Source organism: Pseudoalteromonas sp. PS1M3, from assembly GCF_016865405.1.
In the GTDB taxonomy this organism is placed as follows: domain Bacteria; phylum Pseudomonadota; class Gammaproteobacteria; order Enterobacterales; family Alteromonadaceae; genus Pseudoalteromonas; species Pseudoalteromonas marina.
The window spans coordinates 1,844,744-1,866,102 of the sequence record NZ_AP022624.1; the positions used below are offsets into that span (position 1 = coordinate 1,844,744).

Genomic DNA, 21,359 nt, shown 5'->3' on the forward strand with positions numbered 1-21,359 from the left:
ATGTATGCAGCTAAATTATAAGCAACTGGGACAAGGTCCTGATGTTATTTTAATACATGGACTATTTGGTTCATTAGAAAACCTGAACGTAATTGCTAAACCGTTAAGTGAGCATTTTACAGTTACCAATGTAGATTTGCGAAACCATGGCCTCTCCCCTCACAGTGATGAGATGAGTTATCCTGCTATGGCAAAAGACATTGTTGAGTTACTTCGACACTTGAATATAAAAAAAGCACATATAATTGGTCATTCTATGGGTGGCAAGGTTGCTATGGAGCTTGCATTAACTCAACCCGAGTTGATTGAAAAATTAATTGTGCTTGATATAGCACCCGTTACCTACCCACCGCGGCATACTAAGATATTGCAGGCGCTCAACGCAGTTGCATCTGAGCATATAGAAGACAGAAAGCATGCTGACGATTTAATGCAGCCTTATATTGACGAACTTGGCGTTCGTCAGTTTTTATTAAAAAGCCTAGCTAAAAATGAAGCAGGAAAATTAACGTGGCGATTCAACTTACCTGTTCTAGATAAGAAATATTCAAATATACTCTCAAACGTTAATGAAAACAATTCTTGTTTGTGCGATACTCTTTTTATCAAAGGTAACGATTCAGATTATATTTTACCCGAGTACCGCACTGCAATTGTCACGCGTTTCAAGAATACGAAAGCAAAAATCATTCACGGTGCTGGTCATTGGTTACATGCGCAAAAACCTATGGCTGTAAATAAGGCAATAAGTGACTTTTTAATTCAAAATTAAAGTAATTTTAATCGCTTGTTTTTGAATGCACGTACTAAATATATGAATATTTTTGTGCTATAGTACGCGCCGTTTAATTTAAAGGTTATACGTTGATGGTCAGTCAGTTAATTAACGAATTTGATACCCTAGGGTTGTATTTTGGCTTAGCCGGTATTTTGATATTCATCGGCTTGGCAATTAAAGACGTACTTAAAAGTGGTAATGTACCTAAGTTTGGTCGCTATATAGTATGGACTGTACTCTTTTTAGGCTGTTCAGGCTTTATTGCTAAAGGACTTATTCAAGTATTTTGGCAAGGCGCAGGTGTAGGTTAGGCATGGCGAAGTCAGAAACAGATAGAACAACACTCGATTTATTTGAATACGAAAAGCGTCCAGGCCGACCTAAGACCAATCCTCTTTCGCGGGATATGCAGTTAAAGGTTAATAAACGTAATCAAATAAAAAGAGACAAAGCACGTGGTTTAAAACGTGTTGAATTTAAAGTTTCATCGCAGTTGTATCAAGCGTTAAGTGATATGGCAGATGCACAAAATATTAGCCGCAGTGCGCTGATTGAAACGATTTTACAAGAAAGATTGGCTATTGATACATAAAAGGTTATAAATCCATGGCAAGTGTAGGCATTTTTTTCGGAAGTGACACAGGTAACACAGAACACGTAGCAAAAATGATCCAAAAAGAATTGGGTAAAAAGCTTGTGGCTGTGCATGATATTGCAAAAAGCTCTAAAGAAGAGATTGCAGATTTTGATTTAATCTTATTTGGTATTCCAACGTGGTACTACGGCGAAGCACAATGTGATTGGGATGATTTTTTCCCTGAGCTTGAAGAAGTAGACTTTGAAGGCAAACTTGTTGCTATTTTCGGTTGTGGTGATCAAGAAGATTATGCTGAATACTTCTTAGACGCTATGGGCATGATCAACGATATTGTTACTGAACGTGGTGCTATTGTTGTAGGTCACTGGCCTACTGAAGGCTACGATTTCGAAGCCTCAAAAGGTATGGCAGACGATAATCACTTTGTCGGTTTAGGTATTGATGAAGATCGTCAACCAGAACTCACAGAGCAACGCGTAAAAGCATGGTCTGCTCAAGTATTTGATGAAATGTGTTTAAGCGAGCTTGCCGACTAATCCATCCGATATACCGCTAACTGTTTAAATAGTTATCAAACAGTTAGCGTTTTCTTTATTTACTGCAATATAAATCATTTCTTCTTTGCACTTGAGGCCTAGGCACGTTATCCTATTTGTTGCTTATGTATCGTGAGCATCTTTGCAAGATGTCTAGGGGCTGTTGATCTTTGTAGTACATATATCAATCAGCCCACATTGGTAGCCACATCATAGTAAATGCTAAAGCGAGCATTGAATGATAATTTCGTTCAAGCTTTTCATACCGCGTGGCTATCCCTCTATATTGCTTAATACGGCCAAATGCATTCTCAACCAAGTGCCGATATTTATACATGCACCAGTCAATATCTTCATTGCCTACTAAACTGTTGCCCTTACGTGGAATAACGGGTGTAGCGTTATTATCACGAACAAACGCTCTCAGTTTTTCACTGTCGTAGCCTTTATCTGCGACAACCATATTACTTGTTGGGCAATTAGCTACGAGTGACTCTGCATGGACGATATCATGCGTATTTCCACAGGATAATTCATAATAAACAGGCAACCCTCCGCTATCGACTGCAAGATGAATTTTCGTAGAATTTCCACCTCGGCTCTTTCCAATTGATTCATTGTCAGCAGTTCTTGCACCGCAACTATGTTGATGAGCCCTGACAATACTGCCATCAATGAAGACCCAATCCATGTCCGCATCACGAGATAATGCGCGAAACAGTTCATTCAAAATCCCTTTTTTGGACCATAAATTAAACCGTCTGTAGATAGCACTCCAACGGCCAAAATCAGAAGGTAAATCTCGCCATGGAATACCTGTGCGCATCTTATACAGTATGCCTTCGAGCGTTTTTCTATGGTCGGGCTTATTATAAATTCGACCACTTAAGTACATTACTTTTGATAAGACATTCCATGTCCCGTCTGTTAGCATTAATCTTGGCATGTAGGTTCGGTGTAAAGTTTTCTGGCGAATTCAATTATACCTTATCTTCATGCTGTTTGTTTTTCATACCACAAAGATCAACACGCCCTAGTATAACCAAATAAAATTGAGACAGATTTAATGACTGATCATAACTTGGAACTTAAAAAAGCCGGTTTAAAAGTGACTTTACCGCGTATTAAAATTTTAGAGATTTTACAGTCTCCAGATAACCAACACATCAGTGCTGAAGATGTTTACAAAATTCTTTTGGATTTAGGTGAAGAAATTGGCCTTGCAACTGTATATCGCGTACTCAACCAATTTGATGATGCAGGCATTGTAAGCCGTCATCACTTTGAAGGCGGGAAGTCGGTATTTGAATTATCGGGTAGTACTCACCACGATCACTTAGTATGTTTAAAGTGTGGAAAAGTTGTTGAGTTTGAAGATGAGATGATTGAACGTCGCCAGCTTGAAATAGCTCAAGAAAACGGAATTACTTTAACAAACCACTCTTTATACCTTTATGGAGAGTGTGATGATAAAGCTGCATGTAAAGCGTTTAGTGATGCAAATAGTTAGTATATCCTAGCTATAAAAAAACCTGCTATTTGCAGGTTTTTTTGTGCCTATTATTTAAAGTATTACTACACCCACAAGTGAGCGGGCGCAGTAAAAATAAGCTTATTGTGTTTTAGACCATGAGTCACGAAGACCTACTGTTTGGTTAAACACAACATTTTCTGACTTAGAATCTCTTGAAAAGTAACCGGTACGTTCAAACTGGAACCCCTGCTCTGCTTGTGAATTAGCAAGCGAAGGCTCAAGTTTAGCATTAGTTAAAACAACTAATGATTCTGGATTTAATGTTGTTTCAAACTCATCAGCTGCAGCTGGGTTTGGCACATTAAATAAACGATCGTACAGACGAACTTCAGCTGTAATAGCCTCAGAAGCTGATACCCAATGAATAACGCCTTTAACTTTACGACCATCACTTGGGTTTTTGCCTAGTGTTTCATTATCGTAAGTACAATAAATAGTGGTTATTTCACCGTTTTCGTCTTTTTCTACACGATTAGCTTTAATAACATAAGCGCCACGTAAACGAACCTCTTTATCGAGCACTAAACGTTTAAACTTATTATTTGCTTGCTCTTTAAAGTCTTCTCGTTCAATGAATATTTCACGCGTAAATGGCACATCGCGGCGACCCATTTCTTCCTTATTAGGATGATTAGCCACCGATAACGTTTCTATGGTATCTGCATCGTAGTTTTCGATGATCACTTTAACCGGATCCAGTACAGCCATCGCGCGAGGAGCATTTTCATTTAAGTCATCACGAATACACGCTTCTAGCATACCCATTTCAACCATATTCTCTTGCTTTGTAACCCCTATTCGTAAACAAAATTCACGAATTGAAGCCGGTGTATAACCACGGCGACGTAAACCTGCAATCGTAGGCATACGTGGATCATCCCAACCTTCAACGTAGTTATTTACAACAAGGTCATTTAACTTACGTTTAGACATAATTGTGTATTCGAGGTTTAAGCGAGAAAACTCAATTTGCTGTGGATGACATTCAATGCTGATGTTATCAAGTACCCAGTCGTATAAACGGCGATTATCTTGGAACTCTAATGTACATAGTGAGTGCGTAATACCCTCGATTGCATCAGAAATACAATGCGTGAAATCGTACATTGGGTAAATACACCATTTATCGGCAGTTTGATGGTGATGAGCAAAACGAACACGATAAATAATTGGATCGCGAAGCACCATAAACGAGCTTGCCATATCAATTTTTGCACGAAGAACACATTCGCCTTCTTTGAAACCACCCGCACGCATTTTTTCAAATAATGCTAAGTTTTCTTCAGGAGATGTATCTCTGTATGGGCTATTTTTACCTGGCTCCGTTAAAGTTCCGCGGTATTCACGTGCTTGGTCTGCTGTTAAAAAACAAACATAAGCTAACCCTTTGTTTATAAGCTCAACAGCATAGCCGTATAAAATATCAAAATAATTAGAAGAATACTTTATATCACCATCCCAGTTAAACCCTAACCATTGAACGTCTTCTTTTATAGAATTAACGTAGTTAATGTCTTCTTTTTCTGGGTTTGTATCGTCAAATCGTAAGTTACATAAACCGTTATAATCTTTTGCAATACCGAAATTTAAGCAAATTGATTTTGCATGGCCTATGTGTAAAAAACCATTGGGCTCAGGTGGAAAGCGCGTGTGCGTTGCAGCATGCTTTTTACTTGCTAAGTCTTCATCAATTCGGGTTCTAATAAAGTTACTTGGGCGATTCTCAATTTCCGCCATAGGAGTACGATCCTCTAAATATTACTTAATTACAAAACTAATGCATTATTACAAAAACAGTCACTAACATACAGCAATAGATTACGGTTTATCTTACTTATTGATTAACTTTAATTCATCTAATCTGTTTTTAACGAATAAAGTTTGTTTTAGCGCAATATTTAATTCATAGAAGCGCTTTATAGTGCGTCAATACCGTACTTTATAAGGATTAAGAGATGGCTACACTTAACCAGCACCGTGTTTATATACCTAGTAATGCACGTGCTAATCATTACTTACTCGCAGAAATTACCCCTAACGATAGTTTTTACTCAAGCTTCAACTCAATAAACTGTTGTTACGAAAGAATAGCACGCCAATTATTTGCAGCATGCGATGAATATGAACTCCATAACGTGCATATTTTAGCAAACGACAAACTTCCTGTTGTCAGATTTCATGATGAGTCATATCAGTTAGAAACTAATAAGCAAATGCTTATATTTTATAACCCACGCTATCACGAGGCACATAAACTCTATTATTCAACGAACACGCAAAGTAAAAAGGTACGCTTACTCTTTTTAGCTACGGGTGATGATATACGAGCTAACTCCGCTGTATTTCACAAAAAAGTCCAAAAAGTATTAACAGTGATGCAAGAACAATTATTTATTGATCAACCCCAATTTAAAGTGCGTGATCATCAACATTTAACTTACGACTTATTTGCTAAAGATAAAGGTAACAAAGAAACCTACGGCTACAAATTAAGAAGTTTGTACCCAAGATATCAAAATCGCCAATGTGAAATACCTATAAACCATGCCGAGATGACATACACGACATTTTCTATCCCTGTATCAAGGGCTATTAAAACTCAATTTCAAACTTTAATTAATAATGGCGATTTTAAACAATTTTATAATTACTTTTTAGATAGCTTCAAACGGTGCTGCGAGCTTAATAAGCTAACACATGGGGCATTAATAGCTAATGGTGCCAAACCTATTGTTAGAAATAGTAAAGTGGATATTAACGAAGGAAACGAAGAGCTTCAAAAGCTGAGCTTTGACATAGACTCAAATAAAACACAGCTAAAGTGCTTTTACGATGAACAAAGATTAGTTGAAACAATTCATTTTGTTATTGCAGCTGCCAATCATAACAAGCAAGAAATTGGTTATGGCAAATTTATGAATCAGGTTGAAAAAACGATTTTTCAACTTTGTGATGAGCTAGATATAAATAAAGAAAGACAAGATCTAACTGTCAGGTTTTTTCAACATATCAGTTACCCGTTTTAATTAAGTGCTCAAAACAAAAAGGCTCGCAAATGCGAGCCTTTTCAAAGATTAAATAAACTGATTACCAGCCTGTTTTCTCTTTAAGTGCTTTACCGATATCAGCAAGTGAACGTACAGTTTGTACGCCAGCAGCTTCTAATGCAGCAAATTTCTCATCTGCAGTACCTTTACCGCCTGCGATGATTGCGCCAGCGTGACCCATACGCTTACCTTCTGGTGCAGTAACACCAGCAATGTAAGATACAACAGGTTTAGTTACGTTAGCTTTGATGTACTCTGCAGCTTCTTCTTCTGCAGTACCACCAATTTCACCAATCATTACGATTGCTTCAGTTTGTGGATCTTTTTCGAACATTTCTAAAACGTCGATAAAGTTAGTACCTGGGATTGGATCACCACCAATACCAACACACGTAGACTGACCAAAACCAGCATCTGTAGTTTGCTTAACCGCTTCGTACGTTAAAGTACCAGAGCGAGAAACAATACCTACTTTACCAGGCTTGTGGATGTGACCAGGCATGATACCAATCTTAGTCTCACCAGGAGTGATAACACCTGGACAGTTAGGACCGATCATACGAGTACCTGTTTGATCTAGTTTAACTTTAACGTCAACCATATCAAGTGTAGGGATACCTTCAGTGATACAAACAATTAGCTCAATGCCAGCATCGATTGCTTCTAAGATTGCATCTTTACAGAAAGGTGCTGGTACGTAGATAACTGAAGCAGTTGCGCCAGTTTCTTGTACTGCATCACGTACTGTGTTGAATACAGGAAGACCAAGGTGCGTTTGACCGCCTTTACCTGGGCTAACACCACCAACCATTTGTGTACCGTACTCAAGCGCTTGCTCTGAGTGGAAAGTACCTTGGCCACCAGTGAAACCCTGACAGATAACTTTTGTATCTTTATTGATTAATACAGACATTATTTGCCCTCCGCAGCAGCAACAACTTTTTCAGCAGCGTCTGTTAATGATTCAGCAGCGATGATGTCTAAGTCAGAGCTCTTAAGAACTTCACGACCTAATTCAGCATTAGTACCTTCTAAACGTACAACTACAGGTACGTTTACGCCAACTTCTTTAACTGCGCCAATGATACCTTCAGCAATCATGTCACAACGTACGATACCGCCAAAGATGTTAACTAAAACAGCTTTAACATTGTCGTCAGAAAGGATGATTTTGAATGCTTCAGAAACACGTTCTTTAGTCGCGCCGCCACCAACATCTAGGAAGTTAGCTGGCTTGCCACCGTGTAGGTTTACGATGTCCATAGTACCCATTGCTAGGCCTGCACCGTTAACCATACAACCTACGTTGCCATCTAGTGCTACGTAGTTAAGCTCAAAGCTTGCTGCATGTGCTTCACGCGCATCTTCTTGAGATGGATCGTGGAACTCACGGATTTTTGGTTGACGGTAAAGTGCATTACCATCGATACCGATTTTGCCGTCAAGACAGTGAAGGTTACCTTCGTCTGTGATTACTAACGGGTTGATTTCAAGTAACGCGAAATCGAAATCGTTAAACATTTTACCAAGACCCATGAAGATCTTAACGAACTGTTTCATTTGTGTTGGGTTAAGACCCAATTTGAAACCAAGTTCACGTGCTTGGTAAGCTTGAGGACCTACTAGTGGATCGATCTCAGCTTTGTGGATAAGTTCTGGTGTTTCTTCAGCAACAGTTTCAATTTCAACACCGCCTTCAGTAGACGCCATGAAAACAACTTTGCGAGAAGCACGATCAACTACTGCACCTAAGTACAATTCGTTGGCGATATCTGTACAGCTTTCTACTAAAATTTTAGCAACTGGCTGACCATTTTCGTCTGTTTGGTAAGTAACTAGGTTTTTACCTAACCAGTTAGCTGCAAACGCTTTAACTTCATCGATAGTTTTAACTAGCTTTACACCGCCAGCTTTACCACGTCCACCTGCGTGAACCTGAGTTTTAACAACCCACATATCACCGCCGATTTTTTCAGCAGCTGCTGCAGCTTCTTCAGGTGTATCGCAAGCGAAACCTTGAGAAACTGGTAAACCATATTCGGCAAAAAGTTGTTTTGCCTGATACTCATGCAAATTCATGATGCTTTATCCAATTTTTTATACTAAAAGAGCTGAATATTTATTCAATAAACAACTATCCCAAATTGCGCACCTAGTATAGTTGCCAAGGCTTAACATGAAAACCCCAGTACGACCAAAGGCGCAAAAAAAAAGCTGTGAATTGTGGTTCACAGCTTATATTTCATACTACTTGATTAAACATCCAGTAATAAGCGAGTTGGATCTTCAAGTAACTCTTTAATAGTTACTAAGAAACCAACAGATTCTTTACCATCTATTTGGCGGTGATCGTAAGAAAGTGCCAAATACATCATAGGAAGAATTTCAACTTTACCATTTACTGCCATTGGACGGTCTTGAATTTTGTGCATTCCCAAAATTGAAGACTGTGGCAAGTTAATGATAGGTGTAGATAGTAATGAACCGAATACACCACCATTTGTAATAGTGAAGTTACCACCTGTCATGTCGTCAAGCGTTAGCTTTCCGTCACGGCCTTTAAGTGCTAATTCACGAATGCCTTTTTCAATTTCAGCAACTGATAACTTATCACAGTCTTTAAGAACTGGTGTTACTAGACCACGAGGTGTAGAAACAGCAATGCTGATATCAAAGTAATTGTGGTAGACAATGTCGTCCCCATCAATTGACGCATTTACATCAGGGAAGCGTTTAAGTGCTTCAGTAACTGCCTTCACGTAGAAAGACATAAAGCCTAAGCGAATACCGTGACGTTTTTCGAATACTTCTTGGTACTGCTTGCGAAGGTCCATGATTGGCTTCATGTTAACTTCGTTAAACGTAGTTAACATTGCAGTAGAGTTTTTAGCTTCTAGAAGACGGTTAGCAATCGTTTTACGTAAACGTGTCATAGGAACACGCTTTTGAGTACGATCACCCATTGGCGCAACTGGAGCAGCAGCTTCTGCTTTCTTCGCTGATGGTGCCGGTGCTTTCAAGAACGTATCAACGTCTTCTTTAGTTACACGACCATTTTTGCCAGTTCCTTTGATTTTAGAAGCATCTAGTCCTTTTTCAGCAATTAAACGACGAACAGATGGAGTTAATACATCTGAGCTATCAGTTGAATCTGCAGCAGGAGCCGCCTCTTCTTTAGCAGCAGGAGCTGCAGGTGCACCACCTGCTTTTACTGAGCCGATTACTTGCTCACCAAGAACAGTATCGCCTTCAGCGTTAATGATGTCGCCCATGATACCGTCTTCTTGAGCTACTACTTCAAGAACAACTTTATCTGTTTCGATATCTACCAGGTTTTGATCGCGCGTTACTGCGTCTCCTGGTTGAACATGCCATGTAGCAATTGTTGCGTCTGCAACTGATTCTGGGAGTACAGGTACTTTGATTTCCACTTCTTTACCTTCTGATGCTGGTGCTGATGGCGCCGATGGCGCGTCTTCTAATTTTTCTGCTTCACTTGAAGATGTGCTTTCGCTTGAAGGCGCTGAATCAGCATCGCCAAGTAAACCCATAACTTGATCACCAAGTACGGTAGCACCCTCTTCTTGAGAGATTTCTGTAATTACACCGTCATGTTGTGCAACTACTTCTAACACTACTTTGTCTGTCTCAATATCTACTAAGTTCTGATCACGAGTTACCTTGTCGCCAACACTTACATGCCATGTAGCAACGGTAGCATCTGCAACCGACTCAGGAAGAACAGGAACTTTAATTTCTGTGCTCATCGCTTATCCTTTATTCTCTATAGTAAGCGCGTCAGCAACGAGCGCTTGTTGTTCTTTAGTATGTACTGACATGTAACCACACGCTGGTGATGCAGATGCTTTACGCCCAGCGTATTTCAACTTAGCACCTTGTGGAATTGCGTCAACAAAATGGTGTTGAGAACAGTACCATGCACCTTGGTTTTGTGGCTCTTCTTGACACCATACAAAATCAGTAACGTGTTGGTAACCTTCCATAATAGTTTTCATTTCGTCATGTGGGAACGGGTATAATTGCTCTACACGAACGATGGCAATATTATTTTGTTCCTGCTTACGACGCTCTTGTAGTAACTCGTAATAAACTTTACCACTACAGAAAACAACGCGCTCAACGTTCTCAGGTTTAATATCATCAACTTCGTCGATCATATTATGGAATACACCGTTTGAAAGTTCTTCGAGTGATGAAACTGCAAGAGGATGACGTAGTAACGATTTAGGCGTCATAACAATCAATGGACGACGTAAAGGTCTTACTGACTGACGTCGTAACATTGCATATACTTGCGCAGGTGTAGACGGAACACAAACTTGCATGTTGTGATCAGCACAAAGCTGTAAAAAACGCTCTAAACGTGCAGAGCTATGCTCTGGACCTTGGCCTTCATAACCGTGTGGTAACAAAATAGTAAGACCACATAAGCGACCCCACTTTTGCTCACCTGAACTCAAAAATTGGTCAAATACAACTTGCGCACCATTTGCAAAGTCACCAAACTGAGCTTCCCAAAGTACAAGAGAAGTTGGTTCGGCAGTCGCATAACCATACTCAAATGCAACTACTGCTTCTTCAGACAGTACAGAGTCGAAAACTTGGAAAGCGCCTTGATCTTCACTTAAGTGTTGTAAAGGAAGATAAGTCGCACCATCTTTTTGACTGTGAACAACGGCATGTCTATGGAAGAAGGTACCGCGACCAGAATCTTGGCCTGTCATTCTAATGTCAGTGCCTTCGGTTGCGATAGTTGCATAAGCAAGTGTTTCTGCCATTCCCCAATCAAGCGGTTTTTCACCAGTGGCCATTAACTTACGATCATCGTAAATCTTTTTAACGCGCGACTGAGCTTTATATTCTTCAGGGTAGCTCGCTACCTTTTCGCCAAGTTCTTTGAGCTTTTCAACCGAAACACTTGCGTCGTAATCAACATCCCAATCGTGGCCCACGTATTTAGCCCAATCTGAAGAATGAGAGGTTTCTGGTTGAATTTCAGATACAACGCAATTACCGTCATCTAACCCATTACGGTATTCATCGGCAAGTGCTTTAATTTCTTGTTCTGAAAAAGAGCCTTCAGCGATTAGTTGATCTGCATAAATAAGGCGCGGAACTGGGTGTTTTTTGATTTTTTGATACATCAAAGGCTGAGTAGCATTTGGCTCATCAGCTTCATTGTGGCCATGTCGACGATAACAAACTAAGTCAATAACTACGTCACGCTTAAATTTGTTTCTAAAATCAAGTGCTATTTGTGTAACAAATGCAACCGCTTCAGGATCATCAGAGTTAACGTGGAAAATTGGTGACTGAACCATTTTGGCGATATCAGTACAGTAATCTGTAGAACGAACATCGTCTTGTTTAGAAGTAGTAAAACCAACTTGGTTATTAACAACAATTCGAATACTGCCACCACAACTAAACGCATTAGTTTGAGACAAGTTAAACGTTTCTTGTACTACACCTTGACCTGTTACAGCAGAATCACCATGAATTGTGATCGGTAATGCTTTTATTCCCGTAGTGTCACCTAAACGATCTAAACGAGCGCGTACAGAACCCATAACTACAGGGTTAACTATCTCAAGGTGAGAAGGATTAAAAGCAAGTGCCATATGAACGTTGCCACCTTTAGTGGCAAAGTCCGATGAATAACCCATGTGGTACTTAACATCACCAGAACTTAATGTATCTTTATGCTTGCCGGCGAATTCATCAAAAAGCTCTGATGGATTTTTACCTAAAACGTTCACTAAAACGTTCAAGCGTCCGCGGTGAGCCATACCAATTACGGCTTCTTGTTGGCCACTTTCACCAGCTCGGTGAATTAGCTCTTTAAGCATAGGTACTAATGCATCCCCACCTTCTAGTGAGAACCGTTTTGCACCAGGGAACTTAGCACCCAAATATTTTTCAAGACCATCAGCTGCAGTTAACCCCTTGAGGATACGTAGCTTTTCTTCTTTTTCGAATTTAGGCCTAGATTGAACAGATTCTAAACGTTGTTGTAACCAACGCTTTTCTTCTGTAGATGTGATGTGCATATACTCTGCACCGATAGAACCACAATATGTAGTTTTAAGTGCTTGGTATAATTCACCTAAAGGCATAGAGTCTGAACCAACTGCAAAAGACCCTACATTAAACTCTCGCTCAAAATCAGCTTCTGACAAGTCGTGGTAATCTAGCTCTAAATCTCGAACACGCTCTCGTTCCCAAATACCTAATGGATCTAGGTTTGCATTTTGGTGTCCACGAAAACGGAAAGCATTAATAAGTTGCAGAACTTTAACCTGTTTAAGGTCACCGCCGCTACCCTCTGCTACCACTACTTCTCTATGCTTGTTTTTTGCAAGCTGTGCAAACTGTGCACGAACTTCTGAATGCTTAACTTCAACATCCACACCATTAACTTTTGGTAATTGTTCGAACACTTCTCGCCATTCATCTGGCACAGAAGTCGCATCATCTAAATACGCTTCATAAAGCTCTTCTACATAAGCAACGTTACCGCCGTTTAAATGTGAAGATTCTAACCATGCCTTCATCACACCTTCGTGCATTTATAAGCCCTTTTCTTTAGCGCAGAAATTAATAGTTATAATAACAAGATGGCTAGTAATGAAAACTAGCCATCTTACGTTTCTATGTAGTTAAACTGAACGGTTTAATAACATAGATTTGATTTGCCCAATCGCTTTGGTCGGATTAAGACCTTTAGGACAAACGCTAACACAGTTCATGATACTGTGACAACGGAACACACTGAACGCATCGTCTAGGTCTGCTAAACGCTCTTCTGTTGCTGTATCTCGGCTATCAGCTAAGAAACGGTAAGCATGAAGAAGGCCTGCTGGACCAATGAACTTGTCTGGATTCCACCAGAACGAAGGACACGATGTTGAACAACATGCACATAAAATACACTCATATAAACCGTCTAATTTATCACGTTCTTCAATAGACTGAAGACGTTCACCTGCAGCAGGCGTGTCATTAATTAGATAAGGTTTAACTTTTTCGTATTGAGTGTAGAACTGACTCATGTCAATAACAAGGTCACGTACCACAGGTAATCCTGGAAGAGGACGAACTACTATTGTACCTTTACCGTTATTTTGTAACGTAGATAAAGGAGTAATACATGCTAAACCATTCTTACCATTCATGTTAACACCGTCAGAACCACACACGCCTTCACGGCATGAACGACGGAATGAAAGTGAAGGATCTTGCTCTTTTAATAATAAAAGTGCATCCAGAACCATCATGTCGTGACCATCGTCAATTTGCAAGGTGTAATCTTGCATACGCGGTGCGTTGTCAACATCTGGATTGTAACGATAAACTGAAAATTGTACTTGTGCCATCGTCTCGCTCCTAGTATGTACGTGCTTTAGGTGGAAATGCTTCACGCGTCTTAGGCGCGTAGTTTACGTCACGCTTACTCATTTCATCCGTAACAGGATTGTATACTGAGTGACATAACCAGTTCGTGTCATCACGATCTGGGAAGTCGAAACGAGAGTGTGCACCACGGCTTTCTGTACGGAAGTTCGCAGCTACTGCTGTTGAGTAAGCTGTTTCCATTAAGTTATCAAGTTCAAGACATTCGATACGCTGCGTGTTGAAGTCTGACGATTTATCGTCAAGACGAGCATGTTGTAAACGCTCGCGAATTTCTTTAAGTTCTTGAAGACCAGTCGCCATTGAATCACCTTCACGGAATACCGAGAAATTAAGCTGCATACATTGTTGAAGATCTTTCTTAATTTGAACAGGATCTTCACCTTGACCAGCTGTTGAGTTTTCCCAACGATTATAACGTGCAAGAGACGCTTCTAAGTCTGAATCAGAGGCAGCTTTTGATACTTCAACATCTCTGAGGTATGTACCTAAGAAATTACCTGCAGCACGACCAAACACTACTAAATCAAGTAATGAGTTACCACCAAGACGGTTTGCACCGTGCACAGATACACATGCAATTTCGCCTACAGCAAATAAACCTTCAACTACTTTTTCATCGCCTTGAGCATTGATTTGAAGCACTTGACCATTCACGTTAGTAGGTACACCACCCATCATATAATGACATGTTGGTATAACTGGAATTGGTTCTTTAGCTGGGTCTACGTGAGCAAATGTTTTTGCAAGGTCACAAACACCAGGAAGGCGTAGGTTAAGTGTCTCTTCACCTAAGTGGTCAAGCTTAAGCTTGATATGAGGACCCCAAGGACCATCACAACCACGGCCTTCACGAATTTCTGTCATCATAGAACGTGCAACAACATCTCGAGAAGCTAAGTCTTTTGCGTTAGGTGCATAACGTTCCATGAAACGCTCGCCATCTTTATTTAAAAGATAACCACCTTCACCACGACAACCTTCAGTTACAAGTGTACCTGCTCCTGCAATACCTGTCGGGTGGAACTGCCACATTTCCATGTCTTGCATAGAAATACCAGCACGTGTAGCCATACCAACACCGTCACCAGTGTTAATGTGAGCATTTGTGGTTGAAGCGTATATACGACCAGCACCACCGGTAGCTAGTACAACCGCCTTTGATTTGAAGTAAGTGATCTCACCTGTTTCAATCTCAATTGCAGTACAACCAACAACATCGCCGTTATCATTTTTAACTAAATCAAGTGCATACCACTCAGAGAATACATTTGTTTTATTTTTAACGTTTTGTTGATAAAGAAGATGTAATAAAGCATGGCCAGTACGGTCAGCTGCTGCTGCAGTACGTGCTGCTTGTTCGCCACCAAAATTCTTTGATTGGCCACCAAAAGGACGCTGGTATACACGGCCATTTTCAAAACGTGAAAATGGTAAACCCATGTTTTCTAATTCAGTAATTGCTTCTGGCCCAGTTTGACACATATACTCGATAGCGTCTTGGTCACCGATAAAATCGGAACCTTTAACGGTATCGTACATATGCCATTCCCAGTTATCTTCGTGTGAATTACCAAGCGCTACTGTAATACCACCTTGAGCGGATACGGTATGTGAACGCGTTGGGAATACTTTCGATATTAGTGCACACGTTTTGCCAGATTCAGTAATAGCCAAGGCAGCGCGCATACCTGCACCACCTGCACCGATTACTACGGCGTCAAATTCACGAACAGAATATTTCACTTAAACACCCCATAATACAATTAGACCAATAGCTACGTAAGCAACGGCCATTAGGTTTAGAACAAACCCTAAAAATGCGCGTAACTTTGAGTTTTTAACATAGTCTGTTAAAACCTGCCAAAGGCCAATGCGGGTATGAACCATAATGCATACTAGGGTTACTAGCGTAAACCCTTTCATAGCTAGGTTAGAGAAGAGGCCTGTCCAGGCTTCGAAAGTGACTTCCGGCGTCGCTAAAAAATAGCCGATAATAAAAATAGCATATGCGCTAATTATTAATGCCGTGGTACGTAAAGATACGTAATCTTGTACACCATCACGTTTAAGAGTTGCTTGATTTAAGACCATATCCACACTCCCGCTAATACAGCGAATACAACGCCAAGAGCCATTGCAATTTTAGCGCTTAGGTTACCTGATTCAAGTTCTTCCCAGTGTCCCATATCCATTACCATGTGACGGATACCACCAATAAGGTGATAGCCTAGTACTGAAATAGTGCCCCAAGCTATAAATTTGGCAATGAATCCGTTAAACAGACCCTTGACGAATTCAAAACTTTCAGCTGACGAGAGAGACTCAGACCAAGCCCAAATGACAAACGTTAAAGCAAAAAATAATGCAACACCGGTGACGCGGTGAAAAATTGATGCTTTAGCCGTTGCCGGCATAGATATAGTTGTTAGATCTAGATTTACAGGTCTTTGCTTTTTCACAGTTACTTGCCCATCTTGCTCACATTGGAGCTCATCTACTTGCTTTTCTAAAAACCCACCAAATGTTTCTGGTGGAACTATCAAGATAAACGAATTTAAACATTAAAAGTTCACATTAATGTAAATTTTTTGAATGTAAAAATATCTTTACCCAAATACAATACGGTTTTAAAACCTCCGTTAGTATATATACCCATAAGGCTTTTTACAATTCTTGTTTATTTAGAGATGTTTGCGAATTAGCCAATAGTATAATACATATATGATACAGAATATTTATTATACAAATGTGCATAATGTTTATAAAAATTGACTTTAACCCCCTCTTTCACGTTAAAATGCGTAGATGTGCTTAAAACAGATTTCAGAACTTTAAAAATCTAAAAATCAGAATAGATATCTTAATAGGAGATACATAGCGATGGCAGATAAAAAAGCCACAGTTCATATTGATGGACTTGATCCAATCGAACTTCCAATTTATCAAGGCACTGCTGGCCAAGATGTAATCGACGTACGTACGTTAGGTTCACATGGCCACTTTACCTATGACCCAGGTTTCATGTCGACTGGTTCTTGTGAATCTGCAATCACCTACATTGATGGTGGTAAAGGTGTTTTACTTCACCGCGGTTACCCCATTGAGCAACTTGCTGAAGAATCAGACTATATTGAACTTTGCTACTTACTTCTTAACGGTGAGTTACCATCTAAAGAGCAATACGATGCATTTGCAGAGAAAATTACTCGCAGCACAATGCTAGATCAAAAAATTGCAAATTTCTTCCAAGGTTTCCGCTTTGATGCACATCCAATGGCAATGCTTTGTGGTGTTGTGGGTGCTCTATCTTCTTTTTATCATGAAGATTTAGATATTACTGATGCTGAACAACGCAAAACAAGTGCTATTAGATTAGTTGCTAAATTACCTACAATTGCTGCAATGGCTTATAAAACAAACATTGGCCAGCCTTTTGTTTACCCACGAAATGACCTAAGCTATGCAGAAAACTTCTTACACATGATGTTCTCTGTTCCAGCTGAAGAGTACAAAGTAAACCCTATTACTGCTAAAGCAATGGACAAAATATTCATGCTTCACGCAGACCACGAACAAAATGCTTCTACATCTACAGTTCGCCTTGCTGGTTCTTCAGGTGCGAACCCATATGCATGTATTTCAGCTGGTATCGCTTCTTTATGGGGCCCTGCTCACGGCGGTGCTAACGAAGCATGTTTAAACATGTTAGAAGAAATTGGCTCAGTTGATCGTATCGATGAATACGTAGCCAAAGCAAAAGATAAGTCAGACCCGTTCCGTCTAATGGGCTTTGGACACCGTGTTTACAAAAACTTCGACCCACGAGCAACAGTAATGCGTCAAACGTGTCACGAAGTATTAGAAGAGCTAAACATTCAAGATCCTCTTCTTGATATTGCAATGAAGCTTGAGCAAATTGCCCTTGAAGACCCATACTTTGTTGAGAAGAAACTATACCCTAACGTAGATTTCTACTCAGGTATTATCTTAAAAGCGATTGGTATTCCAACAAGCATGTTCACTGTAATTTTTGCAATGGCACGTACTGTTGGTTGGATCACTCACTGGGACGAAATGCTTTCTCAGCCTGGTCATAAGATCAGCCGCCCTCGTCAAATGTATACTGGTTACACTGCCCGTGACTACGTATCTACCGACAAGCGCTAATATTATTTAGTTTAAAAAGGCCGCTTTTGCGGCCTTTTTTGTGTTCAATACTTGAGAATTATTATAAACCCATTACAATTTGCGCCTCAAAATGACCATGTTGAAGAGCTATGCCTGCTTTAGAATTTGATATTAATAAAATTAGAAATGACTTTCCTACTTTAAAGCAGCAGATAAATGCTAATCCACTTGTTTACTTAGACTCTGCAGCAACCACTCAAAAACCCCAATCAGTCATAGACGCTATAAACGAATTTTATACTAGCCAAAATGCAAATGTACATCGCGGCCGTCACACATTGAGCGAGCGTGCAACAAGCTTATACGAGCAAGCTCGTGACAAAACAGCCAAGTATTTTAATGTATCAAGTAAAGAAATTGTTTGGACTAAGGGTGCTACAGAGGCAATAAATTTAGTAAGTAATGGTTTACGAAGCCGATTTAACCAAAACGATACTATTATTATCTCAGTATTAGAACATCATGCTAACATTGTGCCTTGGCAAGTACTTAGTGAGCAAACAGGCGCAAAATTATTAGCACTACCAGTTAATGATGATGGAACATTAAATATTAAACAATGCTGTGATTTTATTAAGCAGTATAAACCTAGTTTGTTTGCAATTACACAAGCATCTAACATGCTTGGTAATATCACAAATTTAAAGCCCCTTATTACTGCTGCAAAAGAAGTAAATTCACTCGTTTTAATAGATGGCGCTCAAGGCGCAATGCACTTAAAGCCTGATTTACATATCTTAAACTGTGATTTTTACGTGTGCTCAAGCCACAAGATGCTTGGCCCCACAGGTTTAGGTGTACTTTATGGCAAATATCAAGAACTTAATTCTTTAGATGTGTATCAAACTGGCGGGGAAATGATAGATAAGGTGTACCTTACGCATAGTACTTATCGCCCTGCACCTGCAAAATTTGAAACAGGTACTCCTAATATTTCTGGCGTAGTAGGTTTTTCTGCGGCTTTGGATTATTTAAACGCCTTACAAAACGAACAATTACAAAAGTATGAGCAAAAACTATTTAATTATGCGGCTGAAAAACTGGTAACCATCAAAGGTATTACAATTTACAGTAACCTATCTGATAATATTGGCACGCTAAGTTTTAATTTTAAAGATGAGCATCCTTACGATTTGGCAACATTACTTGACGGTTATGGCGTTGCAGTCAGAGCAGGCCACCATTGTACGCAACCGCTTATGACTCATTTAGGAATAAATGGCACCTTAAGAGCCAGCTTTTGTTTTTACAATACCTATGAAGATGTTGACATATTCATCAACTCACTCAAAGAATGTATCGCCTTATTAGATTAAACGTCGCTTTTATATATTTTATTAGGATAACTCATGACAAATACGTTTAAAAAAACCACTGAGTCAATTGAAAAAGCGTCTTCTTGGCAGCAAAAGTATCGTGAAATAATGCTTTTAGGCAAAACTTTACCCGCTTTACCTGATGCTTTAAAAACAGAAGCTTCACTAGTTCCCGGCTGTGAAAGCAAGGTATGGATGTTTGTTGAATTTGATTTAAAAGAAAATACGTTAGTAGTCATTGGTGATTCAGATACACGTATCGTAAAAGGTTTGCTAGCAATTATTTTATCTTTATATAACGGACTGACACCAGAGCAAGTAGTGAAAACAGATGCGTATGAGGAGTTTGATAAGCTAGGTCTTATTAGCCACTTAAGTACATCACGTGGTAACGGAATTAAAGCCATGGTTGATAGAATCCAAACCATGGCACAGCAAAAAATAAGCTAAGTAGTGCTAAACCTGCAAACGTTGCTTTTTATCTAGGTATTTGCGAATAGCTTTGGCTGCTACAAAAAAGCCGAAACTTCCTGTAATCATCGTTACAGAGCCAAAACCGTTATTGCAATCCATATTCATGCTGCCACCTGCACTTTGCTTTGCATGGCAAACACTACCATCACTCCCTGGATAAACTAATTGCTCTGTTGAGTAAACGCAATCAACATTAAATTTTCGTTTAGGGTTATTACTAAAGTTATACTGTTTACGTAATATGTAGCGCACCTTTGCAAGTAAAGGATCTTGCGTTGTTTTAGCTACATCACCGAATGTAATTTGACTGGGGTCGGTTTGACCACCAGCACCACCAGTGGTAATAATAGGCATTTTATTTCGCTTGCAATGGGCAATGAGTGCTGCTTTTTCTTTGACCGCATCAATGCAATCGATTACATAGTCAAAGCCGTGAATGTGCTCTTTAATATTTTCAAGTGTTATAAAGTCATCAATGACATCAATGTTGCATTCTGGATTTATAAGTTCACAACGCGCTTTCATTGCATCGACTTTAGCATGACCAATCGTTCCAGATAAGGCATGGATTTGACGGTTTACATTGGTCGCACAAATATCATCAAGATCTATGAGCGTTATTTTACCTAAACCGGTGCGCGCAAGCGCCTCAGCTGCCCAACTCCCCACTCCACCAATGCCAACAACACAAAAGTGAGCCTCTTGAAGCCAATCAAATTGCTGATGACCATATAAACGTTTAATGCCACCAAAGCGGATGTCAGTTATTTTTTCACTCATTTACCAGTCCAGTTCCCATGGCGAACGCCATGCTTGAAAATTATCATGTTGTAGCAAGGTTAAAAACGCATCACCGTTACTAGGTAATAGAGTAAATTGTAAGTTCTCACCCTTCCAAGTAAAGCTCAATGCATAAGCATGCAAATATGTTCTATCTGAAGCCTTACCTGAGTAAGCAATATCACCCAATATTGGGGACCCTATGCTTTTTAAAGCAACTCTTAGCTGATGTGTTTTACCCGAAAAAGGTTTTAAAATAAACGCTCTAAAACCCGCTTTAAAACTAGTTGAATAAAAACGAGTAATTGCAGGATTTAAATTAGATGCTAATAGCTTATAGGTACCACGGCGCGACTTAGCCATGTCTCCTTTAACCCAACCTTGCTTTTTTTTAGGTTTAGAGTCTGTAATAGCAAGATAAAATTTATCAATAGAATGTTGTGCAAAAAGCTCCGTAAACGTTGCTGCAGCGCTTTTATTTCTTGCTAAAATAATTAGACCCGAAGTTACTTTATCTAGTCTATGAACTGCGTAAAGTTTCTCATTAAATTGTCGCTCAGCTAGCACAACAAAGCCAGGTCCATCTTCTGAATGAAAGCTGAGTTCTGCTGGTTTTTCGACAACATAAAAATCAGCATGCTCACATACCACGTTTAATATTAAGTTCATTC

21 protein-coding genes are annotated in these 21,359 nt (G+C 39.6%); 9 read left to right on the forward strand and 12 right to left on the reverse strand.

What is annotated here, in order from left to right; translation table 11 throughout:
* Positions 1-4 precede the first annotated feature (4 nt).
* From PS1M3_RS08470 to fldA, 4 genes are all read left to right on the forward strand, one after another.
* On the forward strand, positions 5-772 hold the full coding sequence (locus PS1M3_RS08470; protein ID WP_058428843.1) for an alpha/beta fold hydrolase: 768 nt from the start codon (positions 5-7) through the stop codon (positions 770-772).
* A 95-nt stretch (positions 773-867) separates the two neighbouring features.
* Positions 868-1,089: a DUF2788 domain-containing protein gene (locus PS1M3_RS08475; protein ID WP_006793041.1), complete on the forward strand. Its 222-nt coding sequence runs from the start codon at positions 868-870 to the stop codon at positions 1,087-1,089.
* A 2-nt stretch (positions 1,090-1,091) separates the two neighbouring features.
* A complete protein-coding gene (gene ybfE / locus PS1M3_RS08480) occupies positions 1,092-1,370 on the forward strand; it encodes a LexA regulated protein (protein ID WP_002962928.1) in 279 nt (92 codons plus the stop codon).
* 14 nt (positions 1,371-1,384) lie between these two features.
* The gene (gene fldA / locus PS1M3_RS08485) at positions 1,385-1,912 is read left to right on the forward strand and encodes a flavodoxin FldA (RefSeq protein ID WP_039037073.1); all 528 of its coding nucleotides are present in this window, start codon (positions 1,385-1,387) and stop codon (positions 1,910-1,912) included.
* A gap of 184 nt (positions 1,913-2,096) precedes the next feature.
* On the opposite strand, the gene PS1M3_RS08490 is transcribed toward fldA, so the two are convergent.
* Complete coding sequence (locus PS1M3_RS08490) at positions 2,097-2,858, reverse strand: IS5 family transposase (RefSeq protein ID WP_024600859.1); 762 nt, start codon at positions 2,856-2,858, stop codon at positions 2,097-2,099.
* 120 nt (positions 2,859-2,978) lie between these two features.
* On the opposite strand from PS1M3_RS08490, the gene fur reads away from it, so the two are divergent.
* Entirely contained in the window at positions 2,979-3,422 is a 444-nt protein-coding gene (gene fur / locus PS1M3_RS08495; protein ID WP_006794887.1) for a ferric iron uptake transcriptional regulator, read from the forward strand.
* 102 nt (positions 3,423-3,524) lie between these two features.
* Here fur and glnS read toward each other — a convergent pair whose 3' ends face one another.
* Positions 3,525-5,183 (reverse strand): glutamine--tRNA ligase, encoded by a 1,659-nt coding sequence (glnS, locus tag PS1M3_RS08500; protein WP_203983585.1) that lies wholly within the window; start codon positions 5,181-5,183, stop codon positions 3,525-3,527.
* A 218-nt stretch (positions 5,184-5,401) separates the two neighbouring features.
* On the opposite strand from glnS, the gene PS1M3_RS08505 reads away from it, so the two are divergent.
* Entirely contained in the window at positions 5,402-6,472 is a 1,071-nt protein-coding gene (locus PS1M3_RS08505; protein ID WP_203983587.1) for a DUF3083 family protein, read from the forward strand.
* A 61-nt stretch (positions 6,473-6,533) separates the two neighbouring features.
* Here PS1M3_RS08505 and sucD read toward each other — a convergent pair whose 3' ends face one another.
* The 8 genes from sucD to sdhC all read right to left on the reverse strand — a co-directional run bounded on the left by sucD (position 6,534) and on the right by sdhC (position 16,389).
* Positions 6,534-7,406, reverse strand: a complete 873-nt coding sequence (sucD, locus tag PS1M3_RS08510; protein ID WP_008127375.1) for a succinate--CoA ligase subunit alpha — start codon at positions 7,404-7,406, stop codon at positions 6,534-6,536.
* Positions 7,406-8,572: an ADP-forming succinate--CoA ligase subunit beta gene (gene sucC, locus PS1M3_RS08515; protein WP_006794719.1), complete on the reverse strand. Its 1,167-nt coding sequence runs from the start codon at positions 8,570-8,572 to the stop codon at positions 7,406-7,408. The genes sucD and sucC overlap by 1 nt, the downstream gene beginning before the upstream one ends.
* A gap of 176 nt (positions 8,573-8,748) precedes the next feature.
* Positions 8,749-10,260, reverse strand: a complete 1,512-nt coding sequence (gene odhB, locus PS1M3_RS08520; protein ID WP_203983589.1) for a 2-oxoglutarate dehydrogenase complex dihydrolipoyllysine-residue succinyltransferase — start codon at positions 10,258-10,260, stop codon at positions 8,749-8,751.
* A 3-nt stretch (positions 10,261-10,263) separates the two neighbouring features.
* Positions 10,264-13,083 (reverse strand): 2-oxoglutarate dehydrogenase E1 component, encoded by a 2,820-nt coding sequence (gene sucA / locus PS1M3_RS08525; RefSeq protein WP_203983591.1) that lies wholly within the window; start codon positions 13,081-13,083, stop codon positions 10,264-10,266.
* Positions 13,084-13,173: 90 nt separating this feature from the next.
* Complete coding sequence (locus PS1M3_RS08530) at positions 13,174-13,890, reverse strand: succinate dehydrogenase iron-sulfur subunit (RefSeq protein WP_006794722.1); 717 nt, start codon at positions 13,888-13,890, stop codon at positions 13,174-13,176.
* A 10-nt stretch (positions 13,891-13,900) separates the two neighbouring features.
* Positions 13,901-15,673 (reverse strand): succinate dehydrogenase flavoprotein subunit, encoded by a 1,773-nt coding sequence (gene sdhA, locus PS1M3_RS08535; protein WP_203983593.1) that lies wholly within the window; start codon positions 15,671-15,673, stop codon positions 13,901-13,903.
* Complete coding sequence (sdhD, locus tag PS1M3_RS08540) at positions 15,674-16,021, reverse strand: succinate dehydrogenase, hydrophobic membrane anchor protein (RefSeq protein WP_006794724.1); 348 nt, start codon at positions 16,019-16,021, stop codon at positions 15,674-15,676.
* Entirely contained in the window at positions 16,012-16,389 is a 378-nt protein-coding gene (gene sdhC / locus PS1M3_RS08545; protein ID WP_074210168.1) for a succinate dehydrogenase, cytochrome b556 subunit, read from the reverse strand. The genes sdhD and sdhC overlap by 10 nt, the downstream gene beginning before the upstream one ends.
* A 421-nt stretch (positions 16,390-16,810) precedes the next feature.
* Between sdhC and PS1M3_RS08550 the strand changes: the two genes are divergently transcribed.
* The 3 genes from PS1M3_RS08550 (at position 16,811) to PS1M3_RS08560 (ending at position 19,884) form a co-directional block, all read left to right on the forward strand.
* Positions 16,811-18,097 carry a citrate synthase gene (locus PS1M3_RS08550; RefSeq protein WP_006794726.1) on the forward strand — a complete coding sequence of 429 codons (1,287 nt, stop codon included), beginning with the start codon at positions 16,811-16,813 and terminating at the stop codon, positions 18,095-18,097.
* A gap of 110 nt (positions 18,098-18,207) precedes the next feature.
* Positions 18,208-19,434: a SufS family cysteine desulfurase gene (locus PS1M3_RS08555; protein ID WP_203983595.1), complete on the forward strand. Its 1,227-nt coding sequence runs from the start codon at positions 18,208-18,210 to the stop codon at positions 19,432-19,434.
* Positions 19,435-19,467: 33 nt separating this feature from the next.
* Positions 19,468-19,884 carry a SufE family protein gene (locus PS1M3_RS08560; RefSeq protein ID WP_203983597.1) on the forward strand — a complete coding sequence of 139 codons (417 nt, stop codon included), beginning with the start codon at positions 19,468-19,470 and terminating at the stop codon, positions 19,882-19,884.
* Positions 19,885-19,890: 6 nt separating this feature from the next.
* On the opposite strand, the gene tcdA is transcribed toward PS1M3_RS08560, so the two are convergent.
* Entirely contained in the window at positions 19,891-20,688 is a 798-nt protein-coding gene (gene tcdA, locus PS1M3_RS08565) for a tRNA cyclic N6-threonylcarbamoyladenosine(37) synthase TcdA (protein WP_203983599.1), read from the reverse strand.
* Positions 20,689-21,357, reverse strand: coding sequence for a TIGR01621 family pseudouridine synthase (locus PS1M3_RS08570; RefSeq protein WP_203983601.1), 669 nt, complete (start codon positions 21,355-21,357; stop codon positions 20,689-20,691).
* Between the last annotated feature and the right edge of the window lie 2 nt (positions 21,358-21,359).